General features: G+C 36.1%; 19 protein-coding genes and 1 tRNA gene. 13 read left to right on the top strand and 7 right to left on the bottom strand.

The genetic code is table 11. The annotated features are described in order from the left end of the window. Positions 1-2: 2 nt before the first annotated feature. The 3 genes from O9307_RS13005 (at position 3) to O9307_RS12995 (ending at position 4,133) form a co-directional block, all read left to right on the top strand. Positions 3-1,667, top strand: coding sequence for an alpha-amylase family glycosyl hydrolase (locus tag O9307_RS13005; RefSeq protein WP_298300025.1), 1,665 nt, complete (start codon positions 3-5; stop codon positions 1,665-1,667). Positions 1,668-2,187: 520 nt separating this feature from the next. Further along, positions 2,188-2,931: a glycerophosphodiester phosphodiesterase family protein gene (locus O9307_RS13000; RefSeq protein WP_298300023.1), complete on the top strand. Its 744-nt coding sequence runs from the start codon at positions 2,188-2,190 to the stop codon at positions 2,929-2,931. Then, positions 2,922-4,133: an NAD(P)/FAD-dependent oxidoreductase gene (locus O9307_RS12995; protein WP_298300074.1), complete on the top strand. Its 1,212-nt coding sequence runs from the start codon at positions 2,922-2,924 to the stop codon at positions 4,131-4,133. The genes O9307_RS13000 and O9307_RS12995 overlap by 10 nt, the downstream gene beginning before the upstream one ends. Before the next feature lie 73 nt (positions 4,134-4,206). Here the strand turns inward: O9307_RS12995 and O9307_RS12990 are convergent, their stop codons facing one another. Together O9307_RS12990 and O9307_RS12985 are read right to left on the bottom strand one after the other, a co-directional pair. Next, positions 4,207-5,862, bottom strand: coding sequence for a S41 family peptidase (locus tag O9307_RS12990; RefSeq protein WP_298300021.1), 1,656 nt, complete (start codon positions 5,860-5,862; stop codon positions 4,207-4,209). Positions 5,863-5,914: 52 nt separating this feature from the next. Then, positions 5,915-6,391, bottom strand: coding sequence for a TspO/MBR family protein (locus O9307_RS12985; RefSeq protein ID WP_298300019.1), 477 nt, complete (start codon positions 6,389-6,391; stop codon positions 5,915-5,917). A gap of 309 nt (positions 6,392-6,700) precedes the next feature. On the opposite strand from O9307_RS12985, the gene O9307_RS12980 reads away from it, so the two are divergent. The 10 genes from O9307_RS12980 to O9307_RS12935 all read left to right on the top strand — a co-directional run bounded on the left by O9307_RS12980 (position 6,701) and on the right by O9307_RS12935 (position 14,231). Next, positions 6,701-7,819 (top strand): diphosphomevalonate decarboxylase, encoded by a 1,119-nt coding sequence (locus O9307_RS12980; RefSeq protein ID WP_298300017.1) that lies wholly within the window; start codon positions 6,701-6,703, stop codon positions 7,817-7,819. Between the two features lie 44 nt (positions 7,820-7,863). After that, positions 7,864-8,085, top strand: a complete 222-nt coding sequence (locus O9307_RS12975; protein WP_298300015.1) for a hypothetical protein — start codon at positions 7,864-7,866, stop codon at positions 8,083-8,085. Beyond that, complete coding sequence (locus O9307_RS12970; RefSeq protein WP_298300013.1) at positions 8,082-8,381, top strand: type II toxin-antitoxin system RelE/ParE family toxin; 300 nt, start codon at positions 8,082-8,084, stop codon at positions 8,379-8,381. Before O9307_RS12975 ends, O9307_RS12970 begins: the two co-directional genes overlap by 4 nt. 19 nt (positions 8,382-8,400) lie before the next feature. Continuing rightward, positions 8,401-8,622 (top strand): hypothetical protein, encoded by a 222-nt coding sequence (locus tag O9307_RS12965; RefSeq protein WP_298300010.1) that lies wholly within the window; start codon positions 8,401-8,403, stop codon positions 8,620-8,622. Beyond that, the gene (locus tag O9307_RS12960) at positions 8,622-8,924 is read left to right on the top strand and encodes a type II toxin-antitoxin system RelE/ParE family toxin (RefSeq protein ID WP_298300008.1); all 303 of its coding nucleotides are present in this window, start codon (positions 8,622-8,624) and stop codon (positions 8,922-8,924) included. Before O9307_RS12965 ends, O9307_RS12960 begins: the two co-directional genes overlap by 1 nt. A gap of 9 nt (positions 8,925-8,933) precedes the next feature. After that, complete coding sequence (locus O9307_RS12955) at positions 8,934-9,872, top strand: mevalonate kinase (protein ID WP_298300006.1); 939 nt, start codon at positions 8,934-8,936, stop codon at positions 9,870-9,872. A gap of 19 nt (positions 9,873-9,891) precedes the next feature. Then, the gene (locus O9307_RS12950; protein ID WP_298300004.1) at positions 9,892-10,848 is read left to right on the top strand and encodes a geranylgeranylglycerol-phosphate geranylgeranyltransferase; all 957 of its coding nucleotides are present in this window, start codon (positions 9,892-9,894) and stop codon (positions 10,846-10,848) included. A 242-nt stretch (positions 10,849-11,090) separates the two neighbouring features. Continuing rightward, a complete protein-coding gene (locus O9307_RS12945) occupies positions 11,091-11,993 on the top strand; it encodes a pseudouridine synthase (protein ID WP_298300003.1) in 903 nt (300 codons plus the stop codon). A gap of 66 nt (positions 11,994-12,059) precedes the next feature. Next, on the top strand, positions 12,060-12,422 hold the full coding sequence (locus tag O9307_RS12940; protein WP_298300000.1) for a nuclear transport factor 2 family protein: 363 nt from the start codon (positions 12,060-12,062) through the stop codon (positions 12,420-12,422). Positions 12,423-12,470: 48 nt separating this feature from the next. Then, a complete protein-coding gene (locus tag O9307_RS12935; RefSeq protein ID WP_298299998.1) occupies positions 12,471-14,231 on the top strand; it encodes a DUF885 domain-containing protein in 1,761 nt (586 codons plus the stop codon). Positions 14,232-14,327: 96 nt separating this feature from the next. On the opposite strand, the gene O9307_RS12930 is transcribed toward O9307_RS12935, so the two are convergent. The 5 genes from O9307_RS12930 to O9307_RS12910 form a co-directional block, all read right to left on the bottom strand. Next, on the bottom strand, positions 14,328-14,894 hold the full coding sequence (locus O9307_RS12930) for a DUF937 domain-containing protein (protein WP_298299996.1): 567 nt from the start codon (positions 14,892-14,894) through the stop codon (positions 14,328-14,330). A gap of 428 nt (positions 14,895-15,322) precedes the next feature. Next, positions 15,323-15,396: transfer RNA gene (locus tag O9307_RS12925), tRNA-Asp, on the bottom strand. A gap of 86 nt (positions 15,397-15,482) precedes the next feature. Then, positions 15,483-16,421 carry a DUF58 domain-containing protein gene (locus O9307_RS12920; RefSeq protein WP_298299993.1) on the bottom strand — a complete coding sequence of 313 codons (939 nt, stop codon included), beginning with the start codon at positions 16,419-16,421 and terminating at the stop codon, positions 15,483-15,485. Positions 16,422-16,663: 242 nt separating this feature from the next. Next, positions 16,664-16,981: a thioredoxin gene (gene trxA / locus O9307_RS12915; RefSeq protein ID WP_024980008.1), complete on the bottom strand. Its 318-nt coding sequence runs from the start codon at positions 16,979-16,981 to the stop codon at positions 16,664-16,666. A gap of 208 nt (positions 16,982-17,189) precedes the next feature. Beyond that, on the bottom strand, positions 17,190-18,107 hold the full coding sequence (locus O9307_RS12910; RefSeq protein ID WP_298299988.1) for an outer membrane beta-barrel protein: 918 nt from the start codon (positions 18,105-18,107) through the stop codon (positions 17,190-17,192). Between the last annotated feature and the right edge of the window lie 22 nt (positions 18,108-18,129).

Genomic DNA, 18,129 nt, shown 5'->3' with positions numbered 1-18,129 from the left:
TAATGAAAAATAAAGCTTTAGCATTAACACTCGCCCTATTTTCCTTGTTTTGCGGATATACTAATGCCCAAAAAAAGGGTTCACCTAAAAAAGAAACTACTCCTTTTGTTTGGGAAGGTGCCAATTTGTATTTCTTGCTAACCGACCGTTTTAATGACGACAACAATAAGAAAGAAATTTATTTTGACCGAACCAAAACTACTGGAAAACTACGCGGTTTTGAGGGAGGAAATATAAAAGGAATCACTAAAAAAATAGAAGAAAGTTATTTTGAAAAACTAGGAATCAATGCCATTTGGTTGACACCAATTGTAGAACAAATTCACGATGGTGTAGACGAAGGAACCGGTTTAAGTTATGGCTTCCACGGGTATTGGGCCAAAGATTGGACGGCTTTAGATCCAAATTTTGGTACTAAAAAAGACTTAGCAGAATTGGTTAAAAAAGCGCACGCCAAAGGAATCCGAATTGTATTAGATGGTGTAATCAATCACACAGGACCCGTAACAGCCAATGATCCCGTATGGCCAAGCGAATGGGTAAGAACATCTCCTCAATGCGATTACAAAACTTTCGAAGGAACTACCGCTTGTACACTAGTAGCCAACCTTCCAGACGTAAAAACCGAAAGCGAAAAAGAAGTAGCCCTTCCTCCTTTCTTAATTGAAAAATGGAAAAAAGAAGGCCGTTACGAAAAAGAAATGGCTTCGTTAGATGCTTTTTTCAAAAGAACAGGCTATCCAAGAGCGCCAAAATACTACATCATCAAATGGTTGACCGATTATATCGTTGAATTTGGAATCGATGGCTACCGTGCCGATACCGTAAAACACACCGACGAAAAAGTATGGGCAGCCTTCCAAAAAGAATGCAATTATGCCTTTGAGGTTTGGAAGAAAAACAACCCGTCCAAAGTTCTAGATAACAACTCGTTTTACACCATAGCCGAGGTATATAACTACGGAATAAGCGCTGGCCAAGAATTTGATTTTGGCGATAAAAAAATCAATTATTTCCAAAATGGCTTCAACAATATGATTAATTTTGAGTTCAAATGGGATGCACAAAAAGACTATGAATTCATCTTTTCCAAATACTCTTCAAAGCTAAACGATGAGCTACAAGGGTATAGCGTGCTGAATTATTTATCCTCTCACGACGATGGTGGTCCATTCGATGCCAAAAGAGAAAAAACCATCGAAAGTGGGACTAAACTTTTGCTTTCTCCCGGAATTTCGCAAGTGTATTATGGGGATGAATCTGCCCGTTCCTTAGCTATCGAAGGTGCAAAAGGCGATGCCACTTTACGCTCATTTATGAATTGGAAAGCCATCAAAACCAATCCTGAAACTCAAAAAACATTGGCGCATTGGCAAAAACTAGGACAGTTCAGAAAAAACCATCCTGCAATCGGAGCTGGAGTTCACAAACAAATCTCGGCTACTCCTTATACCTTCAGTCGTTATTTTTCAAATGGAAACTTCACCGACCAAGTGGTCATTGCATTAGATGTGAATCTTGGAGCCAAAGAAATACCTGTAGGCACAATTTTCGCAGATGGAACCCTTCTTCGCGATGCTTATTCTAACCAAGAAGCAAAAGTGACCAATGGAAAAGTAAGTATCAATTCTAATTTCACTTTTGTGCTTTTAGAAGAAAAAAAATAAAGATTTCATAAGAATTCAAACACCGCAAATTTGCAAATTCATTTCCCAAATAGGGATTAAAATTTTTGAATTTGTGGCGTTTTTTTTCCACGAAGAAACAAGAAGCAATGCTTTTGTACTTTTATACTTTGCGTTCCATGCGTACATCTTTGCGCACCTTGCGGTTAATTTTTACCACAAAGAAACACTAAGAAATCACAAAGTAACACTAAGAAATACTTTTGTACTTTTTCACTTTGCGTTCCTTGCTTAAATCTTTGCGAGCCTTGCGGTTAATTTTTACCACAAAGAAACACTAAAAAATACTTTTATACTTTGCGTTCCTTGTGTACATCTTTGCGCACCTTGCGGTTAATTTTTACCACAAAGAAACATGAAGAAATACTTTTTCACTTTGCGTTCCTTGCGTAAAACTTTGCGAACCTTGCGGTTAATTTCACAAAAAAACATAAAACAATGATAACGTCATATTTAACCAAGAAGTAATTGCTTTTTCCTATTTTAGACCAAAAGAAAAAAAATGAAACTTCAACCGTATCTTTGGCTTATTTTTATTGGATTAACCAGTTGTACTACTATGCACAAACCACTCAACATAGGCCATAGAGGCGCTATGGGACACGAAACCCAAAATACCGTTCCCGCGATTAAAAAAGCATTAGCGATGGGCGTCGACCGCATCGAAATTGATGTGTTCGTCATCAAAACAGGAGAAGTGATGGTATTTCACGACGATATTTTGGATAGCCTAACCAATGCAAAAGGTCCGATAGAAGACTACTCTTTCGAAGCCTTGCGAAAAGTAATCGTAAAAGGCGGACATCACATTCCTACCCTAGAAGAAATCATCACCACCATCGACCGAAAAGTACCTTTGAATATCGAATTAAAAGGCAAAAATACCGCCGAAGCTACACATAAAATTGTTGCTGCTTTTGGCAAAAAAGGCTGGAAAACTTCTGATTTTATCATCTCGAGTTTCCTTTGGAACGAATTAGAAACCTATCGAAAACTCGATTCCAAAATAGCCATCGACGTTTTAACCGAAGAAAATCCACTAGACGCACTACCAATAGCGCATCAATTAAAGGCACAATCCATCAATCCTTGGTTCAAAACCCTTACGCCCGAAAATGTAAAACGCATTCACCAAGAAGGATTTAAAATCAATACGTACACCGTAAACGAACCTGAAGACATTAAAAAAGTAATCGCATTGGGTGTCGATGGAATTTTTTGTAATTTTCCCGAAAGATTACGATGATGTACGACTGTTTAATTGTGGGAGGTGGCGCTGCAGGTTTTTTTACTGCCATCAACATTGTAGAAAGAAATCCAAAAGCCAAAGTTGCCATTTTAGAACGTGGCGCCGAAGTGCTAGGCAAAGTGCGCATTTCGGGTGGCGGGCGCTGCAATGTGACCCACGCTTGTTTTGAATCTAACGAACTCGTAAAATTTTATCCAAGAGGCGAAAAAGAATTGCGAGGTCCTTTCCATCAATTTTGCTCTGGAGATACCATTGAGTGGTTTGAACGCCACGGCGTAGCCCTGAAAATTGAAGACGATGGCCGAATGTTTCCTGTTTCGAATTCTTCTCAAACCATCATTGACTGTTTTCTAAAAGCCACCCAACAATTGGGCATCAAAGTCCTCACGGGTCAGAGCGTACAATCTATTTTCAAAAAAGACAACTACTGGAAAATTGATACCCAAAATCAAAATTATCAAGCCGAGAAATTGATTTTAGCAACGGGAAGCAATCCAAAAATTTGGGAGATGCTACAGGAATTTGGCCACGCCATCATTCCTCCCGTGCCCTCTTTATTTACCTTTAACACCAAAGACCCTCGAATCAAAGAATTACCAGGCGTTTCAGCAAAAGTAACCGTGCGAGTAAAAGACACCAAACTCGAAGCCACTGGGCCACTTTTAATTACCCATTGGGGGATGAGTGGGCCCGCTATTTTGAAACTATCCGCTTGGGGTGCCCGCATTTTGCACGACAAAAACTATCAATTTACGCTTTTTGTGAATTGGCTACATACCATCGATACCGAAGAAGCCATCGCTCAACTGAAAACCCTAAAACAAGAACAAGCCAAAAAAACAGTCGCTAAAAAATCACCTTTTGAACTCACCAATCGTTTGTGGGAAAGTTTGGTACTGGCTGCTGGCATTACTGCTGAAACCAAATGGGCGGATTTGTCCAAAACCCAACTGCAAAACTTGGCACAACAACTCACGAATGGTGTTTTCCAAATCAATGGTAAAAGCACTTTCAAAGAAGAATTCGTTACTGCTGGTGGTATTGATTTAAAGGAAATCAACTTTAAAACGATGGAAAGTAAAATTCATCCCAACCTTTATTTTGCGGGTGAAATTGTCAACATCGACGCCATTACAGGTGGCTTTAATTTCCAAAATGCTTGGACGAGTGGGTTTATTGTGGCGAATGCGGTGGGGTAATTGTTTTGCAATTTATTGACCCGCCAAAACCATCACTAGATTTTAGTAGATTCAAAGAAAACTTGTACACCAACTACTTCCCTGTTTCTATAAATTGAATCGCTCGTTCCAACACTTCATCCTTACCTTCACGAAGACCCAAGATGGTCGGTTTTGCCTCGATATCGGGAACTATCCCAATGCGTTGTGTTTCGCGTCCATCAGGATAAAACACGCCCAAACCACTAAACTGTGTATTGAAACCATCAAGTATCTCAAACCTAATTACCCCTCCATCGGCGCCTGCTGTTTGACTACCAATAACAGTTGTATTGGGAGCCGATTGCAAACACATAGCTGAGTATTCACCGTGGCTCTGAGTAAACTGATTGACTAAAGCAATAACTTTTCCTTTATAGTAATCAGGATTTGTTTTACCACACATTTCAGATTCTCTCCATATAAATCGTCCTGGATATGTTACATCAGGATCGATAAATTTTGCAAATTCTTTGGGTTCTGGGTTTAAATATTCCGCTAAGATATAATTTGTATCATGAGCTCCCAGCCTTAGATCAAAAACTATTGCTTTGGTACTTTTAAGTTTTGTCATGATACCTTCAATATCTTCTGGATATACTTCTCCCAAATTCACATAACCAATATTACCGTCTAAAAGTTTCCATTGCCCAAACTCTTTATTAGTTCTCCTGAACAAATTTGCAGTATATCGATAAATGTATTTCTCAGCCACTTTACCTTCTCGATTGTATTCTACTTTTACTGAATCTGTATGACCATTAAAAATATGATACCAAGAATGGCTAGCCCGCAAGACATCATTACCGCCATCTAAATATTTTCGTGATTCTTTTAAAATTTCAGGTATTGTTTTTCCTCCCACTTTTGTAATGATATCACCTACTCTAATATCGCTGATTTTAGCCAAAGAATCATTGTATATTTGATTAATTAAGACCTTATCATCAACAACTCTTATTCCTACAGGTATTTGTTTTTTGCCAAATTTTTCTAACATCACTTTTGTACCCAAGAAAGCATGTAAATCATTTAATTTAATTACTAGCTCGCGCATCAATAAATGATACTCAAGTTGTGTGCTAGCAGTATTGAATTTCGGGAGCATTTCATAAAGAACATCATCCCAATTTTGATCCATTACATATTTGTAAGGAAAAAAATATTCTACATAATTCCAATAACGGAATAAGGCCAACAAACGAAAGTTTCGGTCCTTCCAATCGTACTCAGGATATTTTATTTCATTACTAAACTCATAAGAAATAGCATCTGGTTTAGGCTCTCCTTTTCTATAATAAAAATGATTAGTCTGTAATCGATTCTCTAAAATGAAGGTTAATTTTTCTGAAAGAGATTTTGAAAAAAAATGAGGATTGTTTAGCCAAGTTGCATTTAAGTTTTTATCAAAATACTTAATTTCATTTGACACAGCAATAGGTTCAATTTTCTTTACTTCGCCAAGTGAAGTAATCCAGTTTTCTATCACTTCAGAGAACTCTTTTTTGTTTTTAGCTTTTTCTACTTGAGGTAGAATAGTAAATAATTCTTTGTCCCAATCGTACTTTCCGCTAGCCACGTTAGGATGATAGTATTTCAAGAAGCCCCAAACTTTGGCAGTAGTGGCTAATTTTTCAGTTTCTGATAAAGAATGTTGAGCGTGACTTGTTTGGAAAAATAAAAAAAGGGTAAAGAAAAAGATTTTTTGCATTAGGGTAATTGTCTATTATTCACTTATTATTTGTAAAAACAAATATACCGAATTATTTATTTAACCACCAAATACTTATATTTAATACTATTGCAAAACTTACCCAAGCCAAATAAGGCAGCAATAAATAGCCAGAAATTTTATTGATTTTAGCAAACTGAAGATAGGTTTCATAAATCATCAGCCACAATAAAACAATCTCGATTCCGGCTAAAAAAGGATTATGCAAACCAAAAAACAAATACGACCACAAGGCATTCAATGCTAATTGTATCGCAAACAACGTCAAGGCTTTCTTTACAATCGGTCGATTCCATTCGATTTTATCCCAAACCAAACCAGCCGAAACACCCATCATCACATACAACAAACTCCAAACAGGCGCAAAAACCCAATTAGGTGGATTAAATGAAGGTTTTACTAATGTAGGATACCAATCTAAAATAGCGGCTTTGGTAACTGTACTTGAAAAATAACCTATTGCCAAACAAGTGACTACTACGGTAAGAATTCGGGTAATCTTATTCATTACATTATGTTTTTATGTGGATTCAAAAATAGCCAAAAGTAACTAAAGGTTTATCAAAAGAAATAAACCAAATGCACAAAATTATTTTTTTACCACATAGATTCATAGATTTTATAGGTTATCAAAGAAGCAAATAGACGTTTTACTTTTCACATAGCTACACTATGTGTAGAATAGTAGTATTTCTATTTATTGTTTATTTTTTTGCTAGTAATCTATGACTCTATGTGGTTGAGATTTAATTTTATTTGTATTTCACTCAACGAGTCAATTACCAAAAAAAGTATCTTTGCCAAAATTTTACCTTTCATGACCGATACGAACACTTTTATACCAAATCAGACCTATACACACAACATAGAAAAAGGCCTTTTTCAATGGAGTGCTCCAAGTAACATTGCTTTAGTTAAGTATTGGGGAAAAAGAGACGATTTGGGCCATCAAATACCAGCCAATCCCTCTATAAGTTTTACGCTAAATAACTGTAAAACCATTACCAGTTTGGCTTTTGAAAAAAGAGACCTTTCGACTTCTATCAACGGTACCAATCCAAGCGATTACTCTTTTGATTTGCTTTTTGAAGGGCAGCTCAAAGAAGATTTTAAACCAAAGATTCAGAAATTCTTAGAGCGCATAACACCATTTATGCCCTTTTTGAAAGACTATCATTTTACCATCAATACCGAAAATACGTTCCCACACAGCTCTGGAATTGCTTCTTCGGCTTCGGGAATGGCGGCTTTGGCTATGAATTTTATGAGTATTGAAAAAGCATTAAACCCTGAAATGACTGAGGAGTATTTTTATCAAAAAGCTTCTTTTTTAGCGCGTTTAGGCTCAGGAAGTGCGTGTAGAAGTGTAAAAGGAAATTTGGTAGTTTGGGGCAATCAAGCGAATATTGAAGGAAGCTCCAACCTTTTTGGCGTACCTTTTTCAGGAAAAGTACATTCGGTTTTTGAGAACTATCAAGATACTATTTTGTTGGTAGACAAAGGCGAAAAGCAAGTATCAAGTACTGTAGGACATGATTTAATGCATAATCATCCTTTTGCAGCACGTCGTTTTGAACAAGCGCATGAAAATATCGACCAACTGATTCCAATATTCGAAACTGGTGATTTGGAGTCTTTCATCAAAATTGTAGAAAGCGAGGCGTTAACCTTGCACGCGATGATGATGACTTCTATGCCGTATTTCATTCTAATGAAACCAAACACACTACAGATTATCAACGCCATCTGGAAGTACCGAAATGAAACCAAAACACCCGTTTGTTTTACACTTGATGCGGGAGCAAATGTACACGTTTTATACCCTGAAAACGCAAAAGAATCTGTTTTACAATTCATTCAAAGTGAATTAGTTGGCTATTGTCAAAATGGACAATATCTTTGCGACCAAATTGGGTTTGGTGCTGCAGCATTGTAAACTGTTTTTTGCTATCTTTGACACCTATCTCTAATGAAACGGTTATGGACATAGAATTAGAAAAATTGGAATTAATCAAATTATTGGAAGCAACCAACGATGTGACTATTGTTGCCGCCATTAAAAAAATTTTCAATGCTTCGAAAAAAGATTTTTGGGAAGAACTGACACAGGAACAAAGAGATCAAATTGAAGAATCGGAAAGAGAAATTGACCGAGGAGAATATTTTCTTTATGAAGAAGTAATGTCAAAATACCGAAAATGAGAAAAATAATTTTCTCTCGGCGTTCTAAATTGCAATTGGAAGAATTAATTGAGTATTTAGAATATAGATTCTCATTAATTACGAAAGAAAAATTTGTTGCTACATTGGATAGGTTTGTAGTTTTAATACAAAAAGACCCCGAAATTTTTCCAAAATCTGAAGCAAATAAAAAAATAAGAAAATGTGTGATTTCGAAACAAACCACTCTATACTATAGTTTCAACAATCAGGAAATACGTCTTTTGTCATTTTTTGACACCAGACAAGATCCAACAAAAATTAAGAAAATAATTTGATGACTAAATAAATTATCAAATGGATATTGAAATAGAAAAACTGGAATTAATCAAATTATTGGAAGCAACCAATGATGTGACTATTATAGCTTCTATAAAGAAGATTTTCAACGCTTCGAAAAAAGATTTTTGGGAAGAACTGACACAAGAGCAACAGTTTGAAATCAATGAATCATTGAAAGAATATGAAAATGGGGAATTCGTTTCGTTTGATGAATTTATCAAACCTTATTTGAAGTAATGAAAAAAACGGTTGTAATCACGCCAAAAGCGCAATCAGAAATGAAAACTATTTTTGATTTCTTGCAATCAAAATGGAATGAAAACACCAAAATAAAATTTGCCAACAAAATAAATGATATCTTACAGCTACTAATTGATAATCCAGAGTTATTTCCTGTTTCGCGTTTTAATAGAAAAATCCGAAAAGGAGTAATTACCAAACAAATTAGTCTTTTTTATCATTTTAGCAATAAACATATCGTTGTGGTAGCCGTGTTCGACACCAGACAAGACCCAACAAAAATTAAGAAAATAAAATAATAGCATTATATGAAAGGACCTTTATTTTACTCAAAAATATTACTTTTCGGAGAGTACGGAATCATTCAAGACTCTAAAGGATTGTCTATTCCTTATAACTTTTACAATGGTGCCCTTAAAAAAGAGGACCATCCTTCGCCAGAAGCGATCGCGTCTAACGGTCACTTGAAACGATTTGTAACCTATTTGGAGTCCTTACAAACAGAGCAACCAGATTTGGTACAATTTGACATTGCCACTTTGCAAAAAGATGTGAACGAAGGGATGTACTTTGATTCTAGCATTCCGCAAGGCTATGGCGTAGGCAGTAGTGGTGCTTTGGTGGCGGCTATTTATGACAAATACGCACAACATAAAATCACTGTTTTAGAAAACTTAACCCGCGAGAAATTATTGGAATTAAAAACCATTTTTTCTCAAATGGAAAGTTTTTTTCACGGAAAAAGTTCAGGTTTAGACCCATTAAACAGCTATTTGAGCATTCCGATTTTAATCAATTCTAAAGACAATATTGAAGCCACAGGCATTCCGACTCAAAGTTTTGACGGCAAAGGTGCTGTGTTTTTGCTAGATTCAGGCATCGTGGGAGAAACCGCTCCGATGGTGAATATATTCATGGAAAACCTTAAAGACAAAGGATTTCGCAATATGTTGAAATCACAATTTGTAAAACATACAGATGCTTGTGTTGAAAATTTTCTTGTTGGAGACATCAAAGCGTTGTTTAGCAACACAAAGAAATTGTCTAAGGTCGTTTTGAATCATTTCAAGCCAATGATTCCTGAACAATTTCACGGGGTTTGGCAACAAGGAATTGACACAAATGACTACTACTTAAAACTTTGCGGTTCTGGAGGCGGCGGTTACATTCTTGGTTTTACACAAGACTTGGAACGTGCCAAAGCATCTTTAAAAGACTACAAACTTGAAGTAGTGTACCAATTCTAAACCACCCCAGACGCTATTCATGATGCAACGAGAGCAAAAGCTATTGTTATTAAAAATCGTTAGTTTGTTCTCTGTTATCCGAGGATACAACATTCCAATAATTATCATTGCGCAGTATTTGTCGGCTATTTTTATCATGGCGCCAGAACAACGTGCGCTTAGTATTTTATTGGATTTTAATATCTTTATTTTAGTATTTGCTTCAGCGATTGCGATAGCCTCAGGGTACATTATTAATAATTTTTACGACAGCCAAAAAGATTTAATCAATCGTCCGAACAAATCGATGTTGGACCGATTGGTGAGTCAAAAAACGAAACTTCAGGTGTATTTTACTTTGAATTTCATTGTGGCATTGATGGCTTGGTTTATTTCTTGGCGAGCCTTACTGTTTTTTTCATTCTACATTTTTCTGATTTGGTTCTATTCCCATAAATTGAAAAAAATCGTTTTTATTGGAAACTTATCAGCGGCTTTGCTGGCCGTTTGGCCGTTTTTTGCGATTCTTTTGTACTACTACAAACCCACTTCGATTGAAGATTTGGAAAGTCACAAAGATCATTTTGCGGTAATCTTCGCCCACGCTTCTTTTTTGTTTTTATTGATTTTGATTCGAGAATTGATCAAAGATTTAGAAAATTTGAAAGGCGATTTGGCCAATAATTATCACACCATTCCTGTATTTTATGGAGAGAATTGGTCCAAAAGAATCAGTACAGGATTAACGGTTTTAACGTTGGTTCCTGTGTATATTTTGATTGAGCTGTATGATGTGGGTTATATGGATAGTTATTTTTACAGCTGTTTGATTGTACTGTTGTTTTTTCAGGTCTTATTATGGCAATCAAACCAGAAAACACACTATATTAGATTGCACAACATTTTGAAATTTTTGATTGTAGCGGGCGTTTTCTGTATTGTTTTGATTAATCCAAGTGTGCTTTGGCATGCTAAAAATTGGTTGTTGAGGCAGTAATTTCTTTGACTGAAAATGTTCTTTAGTGCAGGATTCCCTAGCCCTGATGGGAACGGCATCCTTTACTGCCGGGGTTCGGCAGTAAAGATATAGTGGACAGCAGGAAACAGCTCCTAACAACAATGCTACTTCTTAAAAAACAGCACTTAACTACTATAAACGAGTTAGTTATCGTTTTCTAATTATCGAAAATCGTTTCACAAGGATATAAATAGTATCTTTGACCCAAATTATAGATTATTATGAATAATAAGGAAGGCAACAACAAACGAGGCGGAGCAAGACCAGCTGGTTCAAGACCCAATTCGAATAAGCCAAAACCTGCGATGCAAAAAAGGGCACAAGGGCCTAAAAAAGCAAAACCAACTGCTAAAATTGAAGAGGCAGACAAAGTGGTTAAAAAACCCAATCAAGTAGCCAAAAGACTTAAAGAAAAAGACGAAATTCGTTTGAATAAATACATTTCGAACTCGGGCGTTTGTTCGAGACGTGATGCAGATATTTATATTCAATCTGGTAATGTAAAGGTAAATGGCGTTCCGGTAACTGAAATGGGATACTTAGTGAAATCAACGGATGTAGTGAACTTTGACGGGAAAGTTTTGACTCCAGAGAAGAAAGTTTACATCTTATTGAACAAGCCTAAAAACTTCACTACCGCACTTGACGAAGGTCAGGAATACCGCAATGTATTGGAACTGGTTAAAGGCTCAACGACATCCAAAATTGCACCGATTGGTAGAATGGACAAAAACACAACCGGTTTGTTATTGTTTACTAATGACACCGATATGATTCGAAAATTCACCTTGCCGAATCAGAAATCATCCAAAATCTATCAAGTTTCATTGGATAAAAATTTGAAATTTGAAGATTTAGAAAAAATCAACAAAGGTTTGGTTATTGATGGGCATCGCGTTTTTGTAGAAGATGTCAGCTATATAGAGAATGAAGCAAAAAGCGAAGTGGGTTTAAAATTACGCTCTGCGAATGTAAAAGTGGTCCGTTCTATTTTTGAGCAATTCAGTTATGACGTATTACGTATTGATCGTGTTTCGTTTGCAGGTTTGACCAAGAAGAATTTACCAAGGGGGAATTGGCGATTACTGACGGATCAAGAAATTATCAATTTGAAAAACGTTTAACAAAGTAACTACTAAACCATCCCATTTCAATCCAATTGCAATGGGATTTTTTAATTATAAAAATTTATGACTCCAGAAAAATTAATTTCCATAGCCTACAAATGGTTCGATTGTTTTAACACTAAAGAACTAGAAAAATTGTTGTCTCTATATGATGATGAAGCGGTTCATTTTAGTCCAAAGCTAAAAATCCATCAACCCGAAACAAACGGTTTGATTTCGGGCAAAGAAGCCTTGAGGGCATGGTGGCAAGAGGCTTTTGAAAGACTTCCTAGTTTACACTACAAAGTAACTTCGCTTACCGCCAATGGCGATCGAGTATTTATGGAGTATGTAAGAAAGGTAGAAAACGAGACAGATTTGTTAGTCGCTGAAGTTTTGGAAGTAAAAAATGAAAAAATTATCGCTTCGAGAGTCTATCACGGGTAATATTTACAAAAAATAAAGTAGCTTTACGGTTGTTCTAAACTAATCAAAATGAAAAAAAACCTATTCCTGTTAACTTTTACGCTAACTGTATTTTTAATTAGCTGCAAAAAAGAAGCAAACTCAACCGATTTTACTGCTCTTACCAAGAGCTACTTTGACGACAAAAATGTCTTGAATCCGCTTGGTGCCACGCAAAATGGTCAAAATGAATACAACGACCAACTACAGTTTGAAATGACGAATTCGTACCGAAAAAAGCAAGAAGCTTTTTATGAAAAATACGAAACGGCATTAAGCACCATAGACACATCAATCCTTTCTGAAGAAGAGCTGAACAGCTATGAAATCATAAAATGGGAAATTGCTATGGGCAAGGAAATGCTACAATATCCTACTAATTTGATGCCTATGAGTCAGTTTGAAGGCACTCATTTAACAATCGGACAAATGGCTGGTGGCACCGGAGCACAACCTTTTAAAACCGAAAAAGATTACACCAACTTCTTAAAAAGGATGGAATTATACAGCCAATGGATTGATTCGGCAATGGTCTATATGAAAAAAGGAATCAAGGAAGGAGTAGTATTACCAAAAGCTTTAACCCAAAAAATGATTCCTCAATTTGAACAAATGCCTACAGCCAAAATAGAGGACAATCTATTTTATTCTGCAGTGAAACTGATGCCTTCTACTTTTTCAGCAACAACTAAACAAGACATTGCCAATAAATACAGCGCGGTTATTACCACAAAACTGATTCCGAAATACCAAAAAATAACCACTTTTTTGAAAACAGAATACCTTCCTGCTTCAAGAGCTACAAGTGGTATCGGTAGCCTTTCGTTTGGAAAAAATCTATACGCCAGTTATGCCAAACAGTGGACTACAACCACCACCTCTCCAGAAGCCATTCACGAATTAGGATTGAAAGAAGTAGCTAGAATTCGAGGGGAAATGGAAAAAGTAAAAGCGCAAGTGGGATTCAAAGGAAGTTTATTGGCTTTTTTTGATGAAGTGCGAAACAAAAAAGAATTAATGCCTTTTACTAAACCTGAACAAGTGATTGCTAATTTTAATCGTATTCATAAGGTTATTGAACCCAAAGTCAATCAGTTATTTTCATTACAACCCAAAACCAAATTTGAAGTAAGAAGAACCGAAGCTTTTCGTGAAAAAACCGCCAGCGCCGAATACAATCAAGGTACAGCCGATGGTAGCCGTCCAGGAATTTTTTACGTACCTATTCCAGACGTGAAAAGCTACAATGTGTATGGCGACGAAGATTTGTTTTTACACGAGGCTATCCCGGGACATCATTTTCAGGTTTCCCTACAACAAGAAAATACTAATTTACCTGATTTCAGAAAATACAATTGGTTTGGTGCTTATGGAGAAGGCTGGGCTTTGTACACCGAAAGTTTAGGTAAAGAATTAGGATTATATAAAGACCCATACCAATATTTCGGAATGTTAGGCAACGAAATGCATCGCGCTATCCGTTTGGTGGTCGATACAGGATTGCACAGCAAAGGTTGGACCAGAGAACAAGCCATCCAATATTCTCTAGAAAACGAGGCAGAAAGTGAAGCCAGCATCATCCCCGAAATAGAACGCTACATGGCCATTCCAGGACAGGCGTTATCCTACAAAATGGGGCAACTCAAAATAAAAGAACTTCGAGAAAAAGCAAAAACCAAGTTGGGCAGCGCTTTTGATATTAAAAAATACCATGAAAAAGTATTAGAATCAGGTTGCTTGCCCTTGGCTCTTTTAGAGAGTAAAATTAATCATTGGATTGAAAAAAAATAATTTTGTTATATAACAAAAGGGATGTTGAACAACTCAACATCCCTCCAATGGTTACTATAATTAACTACAAATCAGAAACCTATATTGATAAAATTATTATTTTTTTGAACGAAAAAACGAAAAACCAAAAAACGCACGTTCCTTTTCTTTTAAATGTATTGATCCATAGTCAACATTTGGGATCCCTAAAATAAGTTTTACACCTCTTGGCAGGTATCCATACAAAGTATGGGATTGGGACTCCAAAAGTGACCTTAAATTCTTTGGAGGCTCTTTTTTTAAATTAGCCAATATTACCATTGCAACTAAATTCAAAATCGCTCGAGCTGTTTCACTTTTTACACAAACTTCATTTGAAATCATTTCAGAAATCCTATCTTTTTTTGCTGAAAAAAGCTTGTCCAAGAATAATTGCCCCGACGAAAACAACAAACCACTTGAATGTAAACCATCCATTTCTTGCTCATCAACCACATCCAATTCGTCTAATGAATGCAAAAGACCTTGAAAATCAATGCTTTTTTCCACACCAACTAACACCGTACAAATACTCGTCTCGATAGCTTTTCTTAACAAAGTGTCTTTTTCATCTAAATAAACAGACATCCTCAAAAACAAATCATTGGAGATTAAATTTTTAAAATGGCTTACTAGATTACTCATTAATAGTTTAATTCAAAACGCGTTTAGTTATGTAAAATATTTCAAATAATAGATAAAGTGTACTGTTTTATCGTTGAAGTGTTAAATGTAATACTTTTTTGTTAGTAGAAAAATAAAAAACCTTTTTTTGTTTGAATAGATGTTTATTCAAATTATGGTTTCAAAAATTTTTAAAAAAGAATTCAAAAAAAAAAAAAACAGAATCAATATTCACCAACTTTTGAACTTGATCCGAATTTTGGAGTAGATTTAAAAAAATAAAACGTCCTAAAATCAAAAAAGCCATCCACAAAGTGGAAAGCTTTTCATTGGTCTAACTACTAAACCGCGCTACGAGTTACAAAGTCGTAGCAAACAACACAACTAATTTTAGATACCGTATTTGGGCAAAAAAGCACTTCATCTCTGAAGTGCTTTCCCCAATATTGCGGTCTGGACGGGACTCGAACCCGCGACCCCATGCGTGACAGGCATGTATTCTAACCAACTGAACTACCAAACCTCTGCGTTATTGCGGTGGCAAAGATACAACAGATTTCTAGTTTTCCAAGCGTTTTTGAAAAAAAATTTCAATAAAAATAACGATTATTATCCAAAGTTTTGTTTTTCAATTAAATAGGTAGTCAAAATTTTTTCAAAATTTTCACCAACACTCACCGGAATGTACTTAATCTTGTTCTGTGCACACGTCATTGCTACTTTTTCAAAGTAATCTTGCATCTTTTTCTCGTAGGATTCTTTAATAGTATCGGCAAAAACAGCAATTTCTTCTCCAGATTCCAAATCCACGAACCGTCTTGGCGCTGAATCAAAGTCAAAATTCAACTCCGTTTTATAATCCATCACATGAAACAATACCACTTTATGCTTATTATGTTTCAAATGTTGTAAGGCTGCAAATAACTTCTCCTCCGACAAACTCACCTCATCTGACTGAAACATGTCCGTAAAAAGCAATATCATCGACCTACGATGCATTTTCTCGGCAATTTGATGCAAGTAAGTAACTGTATCGGTAGTTTTCTTTGGCGTTTGATTTTCGAGTAAATTTTCAAGCGTATTCAGCAACATTCTATGATGACGTTCACTGCCTTTTTCAGGAGCATAATATTCATACGAATCCGAAAAAACACTCAAACCTACCGTATCGCGTTGCTTTTTCAAAATATTCATCAATACCGCCGAAGCCAAAACCGAGAAACCAATCTTATTTTCATAAAACAACTGCCCACTACTAAGTTTTGGATAATGCATCGACGACGAATTATCAATTATAATATGACAGCGCAAATTTGTCTCTTCCTCGTAGCGCTTAGTATACAACCGGTCCGTTTTGGCATACAGCTTCCAATCCATATGCTTGGTGCTTTCACCAGAATTATACACTTTATGTTCCGAAAACTCTGCCGAAAAGCCATGAAACGGACTTTTATGCATCCCCGAAATAAAGCCCTCTACGACTTGATTCGCCAGCAGCTCCAAATGCTGAAACTTACTTATCTTATCTATTTGTGTTTCCATCTTCATCTTCCAAATATATCAAAAATCAACGTTCAATTCTTTTTTTGAAGCAGAAACAAAGGCTTTTTTACCACCATTGCTCCTGCTGTCCGTTATATCTGTGGCGCTGAACCCCAGCGCCACAGGATGCCACTCCCATCAGGGCTAGAGAGACACATAGTCCCTTTTTGGAAGCAATACACACTTCTTTTGGACACAAAAAAAGGCTTGACTTTCGCCAAACCTTCATTTATATCTTAATCGTTAGATTACAACAAAGCATCTAAACTATCAGCATAGGTTTGTTTTGGAGCAACACCTACTTGCTTACCTACAACTTCTCCGTTATGAAAAACCAAAACAGTAGGAATGTTACGAACTCCGTATTTGGCAGCAAATTCTTGATTAGCATCAACATCTACTTTACCTACTACCACTTTTCCTTCGTATTCATTGCTTAATTCATCAATGATTGGTCCAACCATTCTACAAGGTCCACACCATGCTGCCCAAAAATCAACCATTACCGGTTTGTCTGATTTCAAAACTACTTCTTCAAAAGTAGCATCTGTTATTGCTAAAGCCATTTTCTATTTGTTTAAATGAACCCTCCTCGATGATTTGGGTATCGGTTGCTAATTTTTTTAATAAGCTTCAAATTTAGGAATTAAAAATCAATCCCAAAGCATCTACAAATTAGTTTTGGCTATCCTTCCATTGTTTGTGCTTATTTCCAAAAAAAAGAGCTACTCTATCCGAGCAACTCTTTTCCTTATAATCGTTTCCTGAATGGGATTACAAACTGTATTTCAAGCCCAAAGTTAACCCTAAACCACTAATTCCAACGTATGAACTCAATTCATCCATTGCTTTAGTACTATCCAATCCATTAGGATTAGTTAATTTATTATTTGAGCTAGCAGTCAATTTATCCACATAATTGGTATGAATTTGAGCTTTTGTTCTTGTTGCCAAAGCATCATTCCCGTTTACTTTAAATTCAGTAGTCTCTTTTGTTTTTCCGTGTACTGTAAAATTGCGGTATTCTAATTCAGCAAAAACCGATAGTTTTTTTCCAATTTTATAAGAAGTCCCCATTACGGCAGAAAAACCAATCGTTGGATTTGGTTTTACAACATCAACACTATGCACATTACCAAAGGCAGTAGGAACACCTGTTGAACTAAACGCAATTGGAGCGTAGGCATCCGAAGTAATTTCTAAATCACCATGGATTGGAACCAAGATTCCAACTTTTGTATAAGGCTCAAATCCTTTGTGCTCTCCTAAAAACAACACTAAAGATGGCGCTAAATCAAAAGCAGTAATCTGCCCTACTGATTTAAAACTATAAACTCCAGTAGGTGTGATAGGCAAATCCGAAACTGTCTGTGCCATTGTCTTTTCATTACTACTATAATAGTTAATACCCATTTCAACACCTAACCTAGCATTAAAACGGTAACCAGCTGTTACACCTGTTCTAAATCCTTGTCCAAATGACCCAGTAATACTTTCTTCAGATATTAATTTTCCTCCTTGATACACTTTGCTTAAAGCATCATTACCTCCAACTGTTGGAAATTCTGTAGAAGCTGTCTGATTAAAATAAGACCCGCCAATTTTAAAATACCAACTCTCGCTTTTTTCGGTTTGCGCCATCATAGAAGTGGCCATCAAAACGAATCCTAATAAAAATAGATTCTTTTTCATAATATTGATTTTGTTTAACGCT

The organism is Flavobacterium sp., from assembly GCF_027531905.1.
Lineage (GTDB): Bacteria > Bacteroidota > Bacteroidia > Flavobacteriales > Flavobacteriaceae > Flavobacterium.
This window is presented reverse-complemented; position numbering and strand designations above follow the sequence as displayed.